Below are 15,264 nucleotides of genomic sequence, written 5' to 3'. Positions count from 1 at the left end.
CCCCGGGATCCGGCGCCATCCCATTCGAAGCCGCCCGCCGGGGCGGTCAGCCCGGGAGCGTGGCCGGGCTGCCGCCGTTCGCCTCGTAGCCCGCCACCGCCAGGGCGCGGTAGACCGCGAACTCGGCGGCCGGGTCGGGGGAGAGGGTCCAGGGGAGGGCGCCGACGTGGCCGTCGACGTGGACCAGTTGGGTCATCGCCTCGGCCCAGCGCTCGGCGCGGACCAGGAAGAAGACCAGCAGGTGGCGGACGTGCGCCAGCATGGGGTCGTCGGGGCGGGCCGAGTGCACCGCGTGCAGGGCGCCGTGGATCGCCTTGGTGACGACCTCGCTCTGGTAGAAGCCCCTGACCAGGTTCAGCTCTGGCAGGTGCTCGAAGACGGAGAACAGCGGCATCGCCGCCAGCAGCGAGCCCCGCGGCGCGCGGGCCGCCGCGGCCTCCGTGAACGAGGTCGCCAGCTCACGCGAGCCGTGCCACTTCTCGCACCAGTACTGCAGGGCCGCCAGGTGCGCGCCCATGTGGTTCGGGGCGCGGTCGAGGATCCTCAGCCACAGCTGCTCGAACTCGGGGCGGGGGTAGGCCAGGCCGCGGGCCACGGACAGCTCCACGATGTACGGGACCGGGTCGCCGGGGGCCAGCAGCGCCGCGTCGGCGCAGGCCGACCTCGCCTCCTCCATGATGATCCGGAACTCGTCCGTGCCCGGCGTCGCCGTCCGCCACGCCTGCTGCACCAGGAACTCGGCGTGCACCGCCGCGCCGCCCGCGTCCTTGGGCGCCTCGGTGCGCCAGCTCCGCAGCCACTGGCCGCCCGGCTGCTCGCTCACCCCGCCCGGGCTCTGCGCCAGCTCAAGGGACGCGGCGCCCGCGAACGCCTGCACCCGCTGCCAGCGCAGCTCGCCCTCCGTCTCGGTGCCCGCCAGCAGCTGGGCCGCCGCGCGGTAGTCCTGCGAGCGCTGCACCAGGTCGAGGACGTCCAGCAGGTCCTTGTCGGGGCCCGGCATCCGCACGTCCAGCTCCTCCTGCCGTGCGAACCCGTAGTCCGACGGGTCCGCGGCGTCCGGGTGGCCCGGCGGGACCTGCTCGATCACACCGCGCCGACGACGGACCAGGGGCAGCACCACGAACCCCAGCATGACCAGCGCGATCAGGACCCAGAGAATCTCCATGCCTCAAGCGAACCAGACGACAGTGACAATTGGCCAACCCGTGCGCAGAGCCTGTGGACAACTCCCGGGAGTTCGATCCGTGCCGTCACCGGGGCGCCGTTCCCGCACCGGGCGCACTACGCTCGGGGCCCATGAGCGACAGGCACATCAGTCAGCACTTCGAGACCCTCGCGATCCACGCGGGCAACACCGCCGATCCCCTCACCGGCGCCGTCGTCCCCCCGATCTACCAGGTCTCGACCTACAAGCAGGACGGCGTCGGCGGACTGCGCGGCGGCTACGAGTACAGCCGCAGCGCCAACCCGACCAGGACCGCGCTGGAGGAGAACCTCGCCGCCGTGGAGGGCGGCCGTCGCGGCCTCGCGTTCGCGTCCGGACTGGCGGCCGAGGACTGCCTGTTGCGTACGCTGCTCAGCCCCGGCGACCACGTGGTGATCCCCAACGACGCGTACGGCGGAACCTTCCGCCTCTTCGCCAAGGTCGTCGCGCGCTGGGGCGTCGAGTGGTCGGTCGCCGACACCTCCGACCCGGCGGCCGTACGGGACGCGATCACCCCGAAGACCAAGGTGGTGTGGGTGGAGACCCCCTCCAACCCGCTGCTCGGCATCACCGACATCGCCGCCGTCGCCCAGGTCAGCCGGGACGCGGGCGCCCGTCTCGTGGTCGACAACACCTTCGCCACGCCCTACCTCCAGCAGCCGCTGGCGCTCGGCGCGGACGTCGTCGTGCACTCCCTCACCAAGTACATGGGCGGCCACTCGGACGTCGTCGGCGGGGCGCTGGTCGTCGCCGACGAGGCGCTCGGGGAGGAGCTGGCGTACCACCAGAACGCGATGGGCGCGGTCGCCGGGCCCTTCGACTCCTGGCTGGTGCTGCGCGGCATCAAGACCCTGCCGGTGCGCATGGACCGGCACAGCGAGAACGCCGCCAAGGTCGCCGACATGCTCACCCGGCACGCGCGCGTGACGCGCGTGCTCTACCCCGGGCTGCCGGACCACCCCGGCCACGAGGTCGCCGCCAAGCAGATGCGGTCCTACGGCGGCATGGTCTCCTTCCGCGTCGAGGGCGGCGAGGAGGCGGCCGTCGCGGTCTGCGACCGGGCGAGGGTGTTCACGCTCGGCGAGTCCCTGGGCGGTGTCGAGTCGCTGATCGAGCACCCCGGGCGGATGACGCACGCGTCCGCGGCGGGCTCCGCCCTGGAGGTCCCCGCCGACCTCGTCCGGCTCTCCGTCGGCATCGAGAACGTCGACGACCTGCTGGCCGACCTCCAGCAGGCGCTCGGCTGACCCTGCCGCGCGTCACCAGTCCGTGAGCGGTGGGGTCGTCTCCGACGGCGGCTCCACCCACGGCTGCGCGACCAGCGCCCAGACGGCGAACGCCACCGTCACCGCGCACAGCAGCAGCCACAGCACCCGGTGGACGAGCTGGCGGCGGCGCAGGATGCGGGCGCCGCGGCGTACGGCGTCGGGGTACAGCTCCGGCGGCACCCTCGGCGGCGTGCGGTCCATGACCCGGCGCGCCGCCGCCTCCCGGTCGGCCCGGCTCATGGCGCCGCCTCCCGACTGGCCTGGGTCATGGTGCCGCCTCCCGACTGGCCCCGCTCATGGCGCCGCCACCTTGGCCCCGGTCACCACGGCCGGGGCGCGGTCGCGGGGCGGGTGCAGCAGCAGTGCCGTCGCGCGGTCGCACAGGACGCGGACCCGTTCGACGGGCAGCCCGAGCAGGGCCGCCGTCTGCCGCTCGGCGACCCCCTCGTACAACCTGAGGACGACGACCAGACGCTCCTGCGGCGAGAGATGGGACAGCGCGCTGCGCGGGCGTGGACGGGCTCGGCGGAGGGCGCCGTGGTACTGCCAGGCCGCGTGCGCGAACCGGGTGGCGAGATACCGGCGGGCGCGGTCGTAGGGGTCCTCGCCGCGCAGCCCGTCCCAGCGCGCGTAGGTGTGGGCGAGGGCCAGGGTCAGCAGGCGCCGCGCGCGCGGGTTGTCGTCCGGGACCTCCGCGGTGAGCAGGGTGGCGGTGTGCAGCAGCCGGCCCGCCGCGCCCGCGACGAACGCCTGGAACTCGTCGTCCCGGCGGGCCGTCCGGAACGCCTGCTGATCTCGCACCGCGCCTCCCCCGCCTGAAGGCGACCTTGAGGACAACCGACCCGGCCGGACGCGGGGCACGGCGCGCGAACCCGCGTACGAAAACCAGGACCCGGTCTCATATGAGGCCAGGGGTGCCCTTTCGGTCAAGAGCCGCGCACCACCAGCGTGCGGAGCCCCGCCCTCCGGATCGGTCCCGGCAGGTCAGGACCGTGCGGACTGGTCCGCCCCCGGCATACCCTGGACGGCCATCCGCGCGGACAGCGACTGGTTGAAGCGGGTGAGGAGGGTGCAGAACGCCGCGCGCTCCTCCGGTGCCCAGTCCTGGGTCAGATCGGCCATCAACTGGCGCCTGGAGGACCGTACCTCGTCCAGCCGGGAGTGCCCGCGCGGGGAGAGTTGGAGGACCACGGCACGGCCGTCCTCGGGGTGCGAGGTGCGCTTGACCAGGCCGGTGTCGACGAGCGGAGCCACCTGCCGGGTGACCGTGGAGGAGTCGATGCCCATGCTCGCGGCGAGCGCCTTGACGCCCATCGGGCCCTCTTTGTCGAGGCGGTTGAGCAGCAGGTACGCGGCGCGGTCCATGGAGTTGCGCACCTGACCGACGCCGCCGAGCCGGGTCTGCTCCGCACGGCGGGCGAACACCGCCACCTCGTGCTGGAGCGTGTCGAGAAGACCGCTGTCGCCGACGGTCGTCATGTCCATCGACATTTCAGGTGTTGTGGGCATGGCGGGGGGCTCACTTCATCGCTGGGCAGCTGGGTTGGGGGACAGGTTACGCGGATGGCAGGCGGCCCGTACCGGGGCTGCCCAAACCAGTCTCGGAGGTTGGTCACAACAGCCGTCGGCGTGTGTGAACTGCGAGACTTGCGGCATGAACTACCGCAAGTCGGTCCCCGTCCCGCCGGTCACCCTCGACGACGTGCGCGGTGCGCAGAAGATGCTCACCGGGGTGGCGCGGGTGACCGCGATGGAGGGCAGCAGGCACCTGACGCAGCTGGTGGGGGCGCCGGTGCACCTCAAGTGCGAGAACCTCCAGCGCACCGGGTCGTTCAAGCTGCGCGGCGCCTACGTCCGGATCGCCGGGCTGCTGCCGGAGGAGCGGGCCGCCGGGGTGGTCGCGGCCAGCGCGGGCAACCACGCGCAGGGCGTGGCGCTGGCGTCCGCGCTGCTCGGGGTGCGCGCGACGGTGTTCATGCCCAAGGGCGCCCCGCTGCCCAAGATCAGCGCCACCCGGGAGTACGGCGCCGAGGTGCGCCTGCACGGCCAGGTGGTCGACGAGACGCTGGCCGCCGCGCAGGAGTACGCCGCCCAGACCGGCGCGGTGTTCATCCACCCCTTCGACCACCCGGACGTCATCGCCGGGCAGGGCACGGTCGGCCTGGAGATCCTGGAGCAGTGCCCGGAGGCGCGCACGGTCCTGGTGGGCGTGGGCGGCGGCGGGCTCGCGGCCGGGATCGCGGTCGCGATGAAGACGCTCCGTCCGGACGTGCGGATCGTCGGGGTGCAGGCGGCGGGTGCCGCGGCCTATCCGCCCTCGCTGGCCGCGGGGCGGCCGGTGGCGGTCGAGAACCCGGTGACGATGGCCGACGGCATCCGGGTCGGGCGGCCGGGCGAGGTGCCGTTCGCCATCGTCGACGAGTTGGTGGACGAGGTCCGCACGGTCAGCGAGGACGAGCTGTCCACCGCGCTGCTGCTCTGCCTGGAGCGGGCCAAGCTGGTCGTGGAACCGGCGGGCGCCAGCCCGGTCGCGGCGCTGCTGAGCGAGCCGGGGGCGTTCGAGGGGCCGGTGGTGGCGGTGCTGTCCGGTGGCAACGTCGACCCGGTGCTGATGCAGCGGGTGCTGCGGCACGGCATGGCGGCGCAGGGCCGCTACCTGGCCGTTCGGCTGCGGCTGACCGACCGGCCGGGCGCCCTCGCGAAAATGCTGGGGGTGTTGTCAGTGGTCGACGCTAACGTCCTCGATGTGAGCCACGTACGGACCGACCCACGGCTCGGGCTCACGGAGGCGGAGGTGGAACTGCACCTGGAGACGAAGGGACCGGCGCACTGCGTCGAGGTCGGTGACGCCCTGCGGGCCGCGGGATACCTGGTCATCGCCTGACCGCCGCACCGGATCGATCTCCGTTCCATCACCCGTTCGAATGATTCGCATTGTGAGACGCGATACATCGCGTTATGGTGAGAGCCTCGAAGGACTCCGAAGAACTCCAAAGGGCTCCGAAAAACTCCCAAGATCTTCCAAGTCCTCCCAAGCCGCACTTCCATGACGAACTCCCGTGACAGATCCCAATGAGGTGGAGACTCATATGCCAGGCGCCATCCATGCCGAAGGTCTGGTGAAGACCTTCGGCGACGTAAGGGCTCTTGACGGCGTCGACCTCGACGTCCCGGAGGGCACGGTCCTCGGCCTCCTCGGGCCGAACGGCGCGGGCAAGACCACCGCGGTCCGCTGCCTGACCACACTCCTGCGCCCGGACAGCGGCCGGGCGGTGGTCGCGGGCATCGACGTGCTCAAGCATCCCAACGAGGTACGGCGCTCCATCGGCCTCTCCGGCCAGTTCGCCGCCGTCGACGAGTACCTGACCGGCCGGGAGAACCTCCAGATGGTCGGGCAGCTGTACCAGATGCGGGCCAAGGACGCGAAGGTCCGCGCCGCCGAGCTGCTGGAGCAGTTCAACCTCGCGGACGCCGCCGACCGCCCCGCCAAGACCTACTCCGGCGGTATGCGCCGCCGTCTCGACCTGGCCGCGGCGCTGGTCGTCTCGCCACCGGTGATGTTCATGGACGAGCCCACGACCGGCCTGGACCCGCGCAACCGCCAGCAGCTCTGGGAGGTCATCAAGCAACTGGTCTCCAGTGGTACGACGCTGCTGCTGACCACCCAGTACCTGGAGGAGGCCGACCACCTCGCCCATGACATCGCGGTGGTCGACCACGGCAAGGTGATCGCCCGCGGCACCTCCGACCAGCTCAAGGCCCGCACCGGCGGGGAGCGGGTGGAGGTCGTGGTGCACGAGCGCGAGCACATCACGACCGCCAGCGAGGTGCTGCGCGGCTTCGGCAAGGGCGAGGTCGCCGTCGAGGACCACACCCGCAAGCTCACCGTGCCCGTCACCGGCGGCGCCAAGCTGCTCGCCGAGGTCATCCGCGAGCTGGACGTCCGCGGTATCGAGATAGACGACATCGGCCTGCGCCGACCCACCCTCGACGACGTGTTCCTGTCCCTGACCGGACACGTGGCCGAGGCCAAGGACGAAGAGAACGAGAAGGGGGCCGTCAGGTGAGTGCCATCACCGACACCGTGCGGATCAGCGCGCCGTCCAATCCGCTCACCCAGTCCGTGCGTGACTCACTCGTGGTCGCCAAGCGCAACCTGATCCGGATGACACGGATCCCCGAGATGGTCATCTTCGGGCTCATCCAGCCGATCATGTTCGTGGTGCTGTTCAGCTACGTCTTCGGCGGATCCATGAACATCGGCGGCAGCACCGACCCGAGTGTCTACCGCGAGTTCCTGATGGCGGGCATCTTCGCGCAGACCGTCACCTTCGCCACCGCCGGTGCGGGGGCGGGCATCGCCGACGACATGCACAAGGGGCTGATCGACCGCTTCCGGTCGCTGCCGATGGCCCGAGGGGCGGTGCTGACCGGGCGGACGCTCGCCGACCTGGTGCAGACCGCGCTCACCGTGACGGTGCTGGCGGTCGTCGCGCTGCTGGTCGGCTGGCGGACCCACACCAACATCGGTGAGGTGCTCGGCGCCTTCGGGCTGCTGCTTCTGCTCGGGTACGCGTTCACCTGGGTCGGCGCGCTGATCGGACTGTCCGTGCGGACCCCGGAGGCGGCCACCTCGGGCGGGCTGATCTGGCTCTTCCCGGTCACCTTCGTGTCCAACGCGTTCGTGGACTCCAGTCAGATGACGCCGTGGCTGCAGCACGTCGCGGACTGGAACCCGTTCAGCGCCACCGTGCAGGCGTGCCGCGAGCTGTTCGGCAACCCCGGGGTGAGCCCGTCGGACGCCTGGCCCATGCAGCACCCGGTGTGGGCCTCGCTGATCTGGTCGATACTCATCATCGCCCTCTTCCGGACGCTGGCGGTCCGCAAGTACCGCTCGGCGACCGCGTAGGCGGCGCCCTGGGCCGTGGCGGCCGGACATGGCGACGCCCCCGGCGTCCGTGGACAGCGGGGGCGTGCCAGGGTCCTGCGGGAACAGCCGGTCAGCCGCTGTAGGGCTCGGCCTTGAGGATGCGCACCGAGGCCTTCTTACCGTTCGGCAGCTCGTACTCGGCGTCCTCACCGACCTTGTGGCCGATGACACCGGTGCCGAGCGGGGACTGCGGCGAGTACGTCTCGATGTCGCCGCTGGCGTACTCACGGGAAGCGAGCAGGAAGGTCAGGGTGTCGTCCTCGTCACCGTCGAAGGCGATCGTGACGACCATGCCCGGCGCGACCGCCCCGTCGGCCGAGGCGGGGGCCTCACCGACCTTGGCGTTCTCGAGGAGCTGGGTCAGCTGGCGCACACGGAGCTCCTGCTTGCCCTGCTCCTCCTTGGCCGCGTGGTAGCCGCCGTTCTCGCGCAGATCGCCCTCCTCGCGCGCGGCCGCGATCTTGGCGGCGATCTCCGTGCGCGCAGGACCAGTAAGGTACTCAAGCTCGTCCCTGAGCTTGTTGTACGCCTCCTGGGTCAGCCAGGTGACGTTCTCGCTGGTCTGGGTCACAGGGTGCTCCTCGTCGGTACTGGGAATACAAAGCATCGCCCTATCCAGAAGAATGTTCCTTCAGGAGTGGGCGAAACCACGAGCCTAACAATTCAGTGGCGGAAGGGGGAGGACATAAGTCACCAAAGTCGTGTCAACGCAGGTCAGAGCCTACGGATTGCGGATGACACCGACCGCGCCAGAGATGACGCCCGGATGAACGCCCGGAGTTGATCATCAGTCGGCGTGGCAGCCGAGCAGCTCGGCCGTCGACCCCGGGGCCGTCGTCCGCAGCGTGACGACCTGGGTGACGGTGGTGGCGTCGCCCTCGAAGCGGAAGTCGGCCCGGCCCACCTCGGCGCCGTCCGCGGCCTGGGAGCGCACGGTGCAGTAGCCGGAGGTGCCCGCGTCCTTCTCCACCTGGAGGCGCACCTTCACCGCGTCGTCCGCGAGGTCGAAGCTGATCACCTGGCCGCTGATCCTGTTCCCGCCGATGTAGTGGTACGCGAAGTAGCCGACGAGGGCGATGAGCCCGGCGCCCAGGACGGCGCCGACCACCATGAGCGTGCGGTTGGCGCGCTCGTCCGAGGAACGGCCGTAGCGGCCCTCGGGCAGGCGCGTGCTCGCCGTGCTCATGATCCTCGTCCTCCCGGCCGTTCCCAGGGGCGGAATTATTCCTCGCCCGATTCGGTCACTATAGAAGCCGCTCATCGCGCCACCGCACACAGGGCGCCTAACGACTTGAGGATTGAGTCTTGACTGACCAGTTGCGACTGATGGCCGTCCACGCCCACCCCGACGACGAGTCGAGCAAAGGCGCGGCCACCATGGCGAAGTACGTGTCCGAGGGGGTGGACGTGCTGGTCGTGACCTGCACGGGCGGGGAGCGTGGCTCCATCCTCAACCCGAAGCTCCAGGGGGACGCGTACATCGAGGAACACATCCACGAGGTACGCAAGAAGGAGATGGACGAGGCCCGGGAGATCCTCGGCGTCAAGCAGGAGTGGCTCGGGTTCGTCGACTCGGGGCTCCCCGAGGGCGACCCGCTGCCGCCGCTGCCGGAGGGCTGCTTCGCCCTGGAGGACGTCGACCACGCGGCCGGGGAACTGGTCCGCAAGATCCGCGCCTTCCGGCCCCAGGTGATCACCACCTACGACGAGAACGGCGGGTACCCGCACCCCGACCACATCATGACCCACAAGATCACGATGGTGGCGTTCGAGGGCGCGGCGGACACCGGGAAGTACCCGGAGTCCGAGTACGGCCCGGCCTACCAGCCGATGAAGGTCTACTACAACCAGGGCTTCAACCGCCCCCGCACCGAGGCGCTGCACCAGGCGATGCTGGACCGCGGCCTGGAGTCGCCGTACGGGGAGTGGCTCAAGCGCTGGGACGAGATCCAGCGGGCCGAGCGCACGCTGACGACCCACGTCCCGTGCGCCGACTTCTTCGAGATCCGCGACAAGGCGCTGATCGCGCACCGTACGCAGATCGACCCGGACGGCGGCTGGTTCCGGGTGCCGATGGAGCTGCAGAAGGAGGTCTGGCCCACGGAGGAGTACGAACTGGCGAAGTCGCTCGTGGAGACCTCCCTCCCCGAGGACGACCTCTTCGCGGGCATCCGCGACAATGCCTGACATGAGCGCAAGCGCAAGCCTGGCAATGACCCACGTCGTGACCCTCGCCGAGGAACTCGACAAGGACAAGGTGACGCCCGGCGTCCTCGGCTTCATCGTGTTCGCGGTGATGGCCCTGGCCGTGTGGGGGCTGATGAAGTCGATGAACCGGCACATGGGCCGGGTCGACTTCAAGGAGGCCCCGAAGGCGGACGGCGCCGCCGTCGACTCCGGAGCCGAGCGCCCCGGCAGCAACTGAGGTCACGGCGTCGCCGCCACCGCGACGCCCATCACCTCCCGGGCGTGGCGGCTGGGTACCATGCCGAGCCGCCACGCCTGCCAGCCCGACTCCAGGGTGATCCCACGCTCCAGCAGGAGTGCGTAGGCGCCCACGAAGTCGTCGAGCTTGTCGTCCCGCGCCGGATGTCCGGCGCGGGCGAGCTGCGTCAGCTCCTCCTGCGCGACGGCCGTACCGACCTCCACCCCGCCGGGGGCGGCGTACGGCAGCAGGGTGCAGCGCAGGAAGCGCGCCCAGTCCTCGCCGCGCCGGTCGCCGTAGGAGGCGAACAGGCCCGCGGCCTCGTCGCACAGGGCCAGCGCCTGCGGGGTGCGGGCGTTGCCCGCGTCGACGACGGCCAGCTCCAGACAGGTCCACGCCTCGCCGTGGGCGACGCCGATGCGCTGGAAGTCGGCGCGGGCGTCGACGAGGAGCTGCCGGGCGAACCCGGAGTTGCGCAGCGAACCGGTCTGGGCGGCGCGCTGGTCGCGGGTGACGCGCGCCGAGTGGTGCCGGGCGCAGGCCAGGCCGTACACGTCCCGCATCCGGGAGAACATCGTGCGGGCCCGTTCCAGGTCACGGACGGCCAGCTCCAGGTCGCCCGCCTCCTCCAGCGCCTGCCCGAGGTAGTACAGGGTCCACGCCTCCCCGCGGGCGTCCTCGTTCTCCCGGTGCCGTACGGCGGCCCGGCGCAGCTCGGTCACCGCCTCGCTGGCGTCCCCGGCGACCAGCCGGGCCCGCGCCAGCTGGGTCAGCGCCCACGCCTCGCCACGGGCGTCGCGGGTACGGCCGTACCGGTCGAGGGCGTGCCGCAGCTCGGTCTCGGCGCGCGGCACGTCACCGAGGCGCAGACAGAGCTGGCCGAGCTGGTAGTGCGCCCACGCCTGGCCGTGCAGGGACTCCCCGGCGCGGTGCAGTTCCAGGGAGCGGGTCAGCAGGTCGAGGGCCTCGGCGAGGTGGGCGCGGTCGCGTTCCACGGCGGCCAGCGCGTGCATGGTCCAGGCCCGGTCGGTGGCGAGCCCGGGGGACGCCTGGAGGTCGAGGGCCTCCCGGAGCCGGGCCGCGGCCTCGGTGAGGTTGCCCTGGTGGTGCAGGGTGATGCCGAGCGAGCACAGGGCACGGGCGGCGCCGGCGTCGTGGTGCGCCTCCCGGTACAGGTCGACGACGGAGGCCAGCGTGGTGCGGGCCTTGTCGAGTTCGCCGAGCTGACGGGCGGCGATACCGGTGCGCCACTGCACGGAGCGGACCAGCAGCCCCTGGTCGACGGCCTGCGCGAGTTCGCTGATCTCCCCGAGCCGGTAGAGGTCGCCGCGCAGCAGGCAGTAGTCGCACAGCGCGCCCAGCAGGTTCAGCACCGCGCCCTGGTCGACGCCCTCGGCGTGCCGCAGCGTGGCGGTGATGAAGCTGGACTCGTCGTCCAGCCAGCGCAGCGCCTCGTCGAGGGAGGTGAAGCCGTGCGGGCCGAACCGGTCGGAGCGGGTGGACATGTTGCCGTCGACCAGCCGCAGCACGGAGTCGGCGAGTTCGGCGTAGTTGACGATCAGCCGTTCCTGGGCGGCGGTGCGCTCCGCGGGCTCCTCCTCGTCGAGGAGACGGGCCTGGGCGAAGACGCGCACCAGGTCGTGCAGCCGGTAGCGGTCGCCGCGCACCTGGTCGATGAGCCCGGCCCGGGCGAGCGCGACGAGGTGCCGGGTCGCCTCGGCCTCACCGGTGGCGATCAGGGCCGCCGCGGCGGCGGCCCCGAGCGAGGCCCGCCCGGCGAGCGCGAGGCGCCGCAGCAGCCGCCGGGCGGCGTCCGACTGGTCGGCGTAGCACAGCCACAGCGCCCGCTCCACCGGCTGCACGGGCCCGTAGGCGCCGAGGTCGGCGGCGAGCTGGCGGGGTGAGCGCTGGCCGAGCGAGGACCCGGCGACGCGCAGCGCCAGCGGCAGCCCGTCGCACAGCTGCCGGATCGTCTCCGCGGACTCGGCGTCGTAGGGCCCCGAGGCGTCCCGCGCCACCGCGCCCAGCAGCTCCTCCGCGCCCGCCGCGTCCAGGGTGCGCACCGGCAGGTGGTGCACCCGGGCGGGCAGGTCGGAGGGGAGTTCCAGGGGTTCGCGGGCGGTGACCAGGACGAGGCTGTCGGAGCGCTCGGGGACCAGGGCGCGGATCTGCCGCACGTCGGAGGCGTCGTCGAGGACGACGGCGACGGGGACGCCGGTCAGGTGCTGGTGGTACAGCTCGCCGAGCCGTTTGACGTGCTGGTCGGGGGAGGAGCGCTCCCGGAACAGCAGTTGCTCGCGGGAGGCGCCGAGCCGGTTCAGCAGGTGCAGCAGCGCGTCCCGGGTGGTCAGCGGCGGGTCCTGCGGGCTGTCCCCGCGCAGGTCGACCACGCAGGCACCGCGGAACTGGTCCCGCAGGTCGTGCGCGGCGCGCACCGCCAGCGTCGTACGGCCGCTGCCGGGCGGCCCGTGCAGCACCACCACCGTCGGCCGGGTCCGGGTGCTGGCGCGGGCGGCCTGCACCCACTGCCGGATCCGCCCCAGCTCGGTCCGGCGCCCCGCGAACGGGCCGGTCGGCTCCGGGAGCTGGGCGAAGGACTGCTCCAGCACGCTGCGCCCGCGGGCCTTGCCGCTCTTGTCGGTGCCGCGCAGCTTCGGCCCCTGCTGCTTGCCGACCGGCCCGGTGGACGCGGCCAGCACCCGCTGCTGGTCCAGGAACGGCCGGATGCCGCGCACCTCCAGCGCGGTCAGCCACTGGAGCCGCAGCTGCTCGGGCCCGCCCGGCTGGCTCACGGCACCGGCGCGGTGGTGGGCGGCGGGCAGGTGCGTCCCGGCGACCTTCACCACGGTCGCCGCCGCGCCGACCACGCCGACGGTGACGCCCGCGCCGAACGCGGTCCCGGTGCCGGTGCCGAGCGCCAGGTCGGCCACCACGGCCGCGAACCCGGCGACGCCCGCCACCAGCAGCGGCGTCCCGGCACCCTCCCGTGCGTACCGCTGGCCGAAGGTGAGCCGTCCGGCCTCCGACTCGTCGAGGGCGTGGGTGTAGGCGGCGTACTCCTCGGCGGCGGTCCGCGCCATCGCGTCCAGCGACCCGCGCGCCCGGGTCAGCAGCACCTGCCCGTCGGTACGGCCCCCCGACCGCCGTACCTCCTCCTCCACGGCCCGGCGCAACAGCCGGTCGGCCTCCGCGCGGTGCGCGTCCCGCATGGTCTCGTCCCCCTGTCGCGGATCGCTGTCCTCGGTCATCAAGTGTGCTGCCCGGGGGGCGGCCTGACGAGGGGGCAGGATCACCCGCCTGTGTGCTGTCCCCTGTCCCGCCCGGTACTGGGGCAGGATGGACCCCATGCCGAACCGACTCGCGCACGAGACCTCGCCGTATCTGCTCCAGCACGCCGAGAACCCGGTCGACTGGTGGCCCTGGTCGCCGGAGGCGTTCGAGGAGGCGCGGCGGCGGGACGTGCCGGTGCTGCTGAGCGTGGGCTACTCCAGCTGCCACTGGTGCCACGTCATGGCGCACGAGTCCTTCGAGGACCAGGCCACCGCCGACGTCATGAACGACCGCTTCGTGAGCGTCAAGGTCGACCGGGAGGAGCGGCCGGACGTCGACGCGGTCTACATGGAGGCCGTGCAGGCGGCGACCGGGCAGGGCGGGTGGCCGATGACGGTGTTCCTGACGCCGGACGCGGAGCCGTTCTACTTCGGTACGTACTTCCCGCCCGCGCCGCGCGGGGGGATGCCGTCGTTCCGGCAGGTCCTGGAGGGCGTGCACCACGCGTGGACGGACCGGCGGGACGAGGTCGCCGACGTGGCGGGGAAGATCGTCCGGGACCTGGCCGGGCGGGAGGTGTCCTTCGGCGGCACCGAGGTCCCCGGCGAGCAGGAGCTGGCGCAGGCGCTGCTCGGGCTGACCCGGGAGTACGACCCGCAGCGGGGCGGGTTCGGCGGGGCGCCGAAGTTCCCGCCGTCCATGGTGGTCGAGTTCCTGCTGCGCCACCACGCCCGCACCGGCGCCGAGGGCGCCCTGCAGATGGCGGCGGACACCTGTGAGCGCATGGCCCGCGGCGGCCTCTACGACCAGCTCGGCGGCGGTTTCGCCCGGTACTCCGTGGACCGCGACTGGACCGTGCCGCACTTCGAGAAGATGCTCTACGACAACGCGCTGCTGTGCCGGGTCTACGCCCACCTGTGGCGGGCCACCGGCTCCGCGCTCGCCCGGCGGATCGCGCTGGAGACGGCCGACTTCATGGTCCGCGAACTCCGCACCGGGCAGGGCGGGTTCGCGTCCGCGCTGGACGCCGACAGCGACGACGGCTCGGGGCGGCACGTGGAGGGCGCGTACTACGTGTGGACGCCCGCGCAACTGCGTGAGGTGCTCGGCGAGGAGGACGCCGGACTCGCCGCCGAGTACTTCGGGGTGACCGAGGAGGGCACGTTCGAGGAGGGCGCGTCCGTGCTGCGGCTCCCGCAGGGGGAGTCCGTCGTCGACGCCGGGCGGATCGGGTCCGTCAGGCGGCGGCTGCTGGAGGCGCGCGCCCGGCGGCCCGCCCCGGGCCGGGACGACAAGGTCGTGGCCGCCTGGAACGGGCTCGCCATCGCCGCGCTCGCCGAGACCGGCGCCTACTTCGACCGGCCCGACCTGGTGGAGGCCGCCGTCGCCGCCGCCGACCTGCTGGTCCGGCTGCACCTGGACGACGCCGCCCGGCTCACCCGCACCAGCAAGGACGGGCGCGCCGGGGCCAACGCGGGTGTCCTGGAGGACTACGCCGACGTCGCCGAGGGGTTCCTCGCGCTGGCGTCGGTGACCGGGGAGGGCGTCTGGCTGGAGTTCGCCGGGTTCCTGCTCGACCACGTCCTGGTCCGCTTCACCGACGCCGGGTCGGGCGCGCTGTACGACACCGCGGCCGACGCCGAGCAGCTGATCCGGCGCCCGCAGGACCCCACCGACAACGCCGTGCCGTCCGGCTGGAGCGCCGCCGCGGGCGCGCTGCTCGGGTACGCCGCCCAGACCGGTTCCGAGCCGCACCGCACCGCCGCGGAACGCGCCCTCGGCGTGGTGCGGGCCCTCGGGCCGCGGGTGCCGAGGTTCGTCGGCTGGGGGCTGGCGGTGGCGGAGGCGCTGCTCGACGGTCCGCGCGAGGTCGCCGTCGTGGGACCGGCGCTCGACGACCCGGACACCCGCGCCCTGCACCGCACGGCCCTGCTGGGCACCGCGCCCGGCGCGGTCGTCGCCTACGGCACCGAGGGCAGCGACGAGTTCCCGCTGCTCGCCGACCGCCCGCTCGCCGACGGCGCCCCGACGGCGTACGTCTGCCGCAACTTCACCTGCGACGCGCCGACGACCGACCGGGAGCGGCTGCGGGCGGCCTTGACGCGTTGACCAGCTAGGTGTCTTGCCCTGTGAGGTGGGGGACGAGGCTGGCGGGACTCTCGCGGCA

14 protein-coding genes are annotated in these 15,264 nt (G+C 72.6%); 7 read left to right on the top strand and 7 right to left on the bottom strand.

The genetic code is table 11. The features are described from left to right. Positions 1–46 precede the first annotated feature (46 nt). Positions 47–1,165, bottom strand: a complete 1,119-nt coding sequence (locus tag ABZ659_RS13785) for a hypothetical protein (protein WP_360217915.1) — start codon at positions 1,163–1,165, stop codon at positions 47–49. Positions 1,166–1,296: 131 nt separating this feature from the next. On the opposite strand from ABZ659_RS13785, the gene ABZ659_RS13780 reads away from it, so the two are divergent. Beyond that, positions 1,297–2,451: a cystathionine gamma-synthase gene (locus ABZ659_RS13780; protein ID WP_360217912.1), complete on the top strand. Its 1,155-nt coding sequence runs from the start codon at positions 1,297–1,299 to the stop codon at positions 2,449–2,451. Between the two features lie 12 nt (positions 2,452–2,463). On the opposite strand, the gene ABZ659_RS13775 is transcribed toward ABZ659_RS13780, so the two are convergent. The 3 genes from ABZ659_RS13775 to ABZ659_RS13765 form a co-directional block, all read right to left on the bottom strand. Beyond that, the gene (locus tag ABZ659_RS13775) at positions 2,464–2,712 is read right to left on the bottom strand and encodes a hypothetical protein (RefSeq protein WP_360217909.1); all 249 of its coding nucleotides are present in this window, start codon (positions 2,710–2,712) and stop codon (positions 2,464–2,466) included. Positions 2,713–2,766: 54 nt separating this feature from the next. Continuing rightward, a complete protein-coding gene (locus ABZ659_RS13770) occupies positions 2,767–3,273 on the bottom strand; it encodes a sigma factor-like helix-turn-helix DNA-binding protein (RefSeq protein ID WP_360217906.1) in 507 nt (168 codons plus the stop codon). Positions 3,274–3,456: 183 nt separating this feature from the next. Beyond that, the gene (locus ABZ659_RS13765) at positions 3,457–3,963 is read right to left on the bottom strand and encodes a MarR family transcriptional regulator (RefSeq protein ID WP_360217903.1); all 507 of its coding nucleotides are present in this window, start codon (positions 3,961–3,963) and stop codon (positions 3,457–3,459) included. Between the two features lie 163 nt (positions 3,964–4,126). Between ABZ659_RS13765 and ilvA the strand changes: the two genes are divergently transcribed. The 3 genes from ilvA to ABZ659_RS13750 all read left to right on the top strand — a co-directional run bounded on the left by ilvA (position 4,127) and on the right by ABZ659_RS13750 (position 7,381). After that, complete coding sequence (gene ilvA, locus ABZ659_RS13760) at positions 4,127–5,356, top strand: threonine ammonia-lyase (RefSeq protein ID WP_360217900.1); 1,230 nt, start codon at positions 4,127–4,129, stop codon at positions 5,354–5,356. 205 nt (positions 5,357–5,561) lie between these two features. Next, the gene (locus ABZ659_RS13755; protein ID WP_360217897.1) at positions 5,562–6,539 is read left to right on the top strand and encodes an ATP-binding cassette domain-containing protein; all 978 of its coding nucleotides are present in this window, start codon (positions 5,562–5,564) and stop codon (positions 6,537–6,539) included. Next, positions 6,536–7,381, top strand: coding sequence for an ABC transporter permease (locus tag ABZ659_RS13750; RefSeq protein ID WP_360217894.1), 846 nt, complete (start codon positions 6,536–6,538; stop codon positions 7,379–7,381). The genes ABZ659_RS13755 and ABZ659_RS13750 overlap by 4 nt, the downstream gene beginning before the upstream one ends. A 91-nt stretch (positions 7,382–7,472) precedes the next feature. Here ABZ659_RS13750 and greA read toward each other — a convergent pair whose 3' ends face one another. Then, positions 7,473–7,973, bottom strand: coding sequence for a transcription elongation factor GreA (greA, locus tag ABZ659_RS13745; protein WP_360217891.1), 501 nt, complete (start codon positions 7,971–7,973; stop codon positions 7,473–7,475). Between the two features lie 216 nt (positions 7,974–8,189). Then, positions 8,190–8,588, bottom strand: coding sequence for a DUF4307 domain-containing protein (locus ABZ659_RS13740; protein ID WP_360217889.1), 399 nt, complete (start codon positions 8,586–8,588; stop codon positions 8,190–8,192). 119 nt (positions 8,589–8,707) lie between these two features. On the opposite strand from ABZ659_RS13740, the gene mca reads away from it, so the two are divergent. Both mca and ABZ659_RS13730 read left to right on the top strand, forming a co-directional pair. After that, positions 8,708–9,589, top strand: coding sequence for a mycothiol conjugate amidase Mca (gene mca, locus ABZ659_RS13735; RefSeq protein WP_360217886.1), 882 nt, complete (start codon positions 8,708–8,710; stop codon positions 9,587–9,589). Beyond that, complete coding sequence (locus ABZ659_RS13730; protein ID WP_360217883.1) at positions 9,582–9,827, top strand: hypothetical protein; 246 nt, start codon at positions 9,582–9,584, stop codon at positions 9,825–9,827. The genes mca and ABZ659_RS13730 overlap by 8 nt, the downstream gene beginning before the upstream one ends. Before the next feature lie 2 nt (positions 9,828–9,829). Here the strand turns inward: ABZ659_RS13730 and ABZ659_RS13725 are convergent, their stop codons facing one another. Then, positions 9,830–13,036, bottom strand: a complete 3,207-nt coding sequence (locus ABZ659_RS13725; protein WP_360218004.1) for a tetratricopeptide repeat protein — start codon at positions 13,034–13,036, stop codon at positions 9,830–9,832. A 136-nt stretch (positions 13,037–13,172) separates the two neighbouring features. Here ABZ659_RS13725 and ABZ659_RS13720 point away from each other — a divergent pair, with 136 nt between their 5' ends. Then, positions 13,173–15,206 carry a thioredoxin domain-containing protein gene (locus ABZ659_RS13720; protein ID WP_360217880.1) on the top strand — a complete coding sequence of 678 codons (2,034 nt, stop codon included), beginning with the start codon at positions 13,173–13,175 and terminating at the stop codon, positions 15,204–15,206. The last annotated feature ends 58 nt before the right edge of the window (positions 15,207–15,264 follow it).

Origin of the sequence: Streptomyces sp. NPDC006997, assembly GCF_040635175.1 — a bacterium.
In the GTDB taxonomy this organism is placed as follows: Bacteria; Actinomycetota; Actinomycetes; order Streptomycetales; family Streptomycetaceae; genus Streptomyces.
This window is presented reverse-complemented; position numbering and strand designations above follow the sequence as displayed.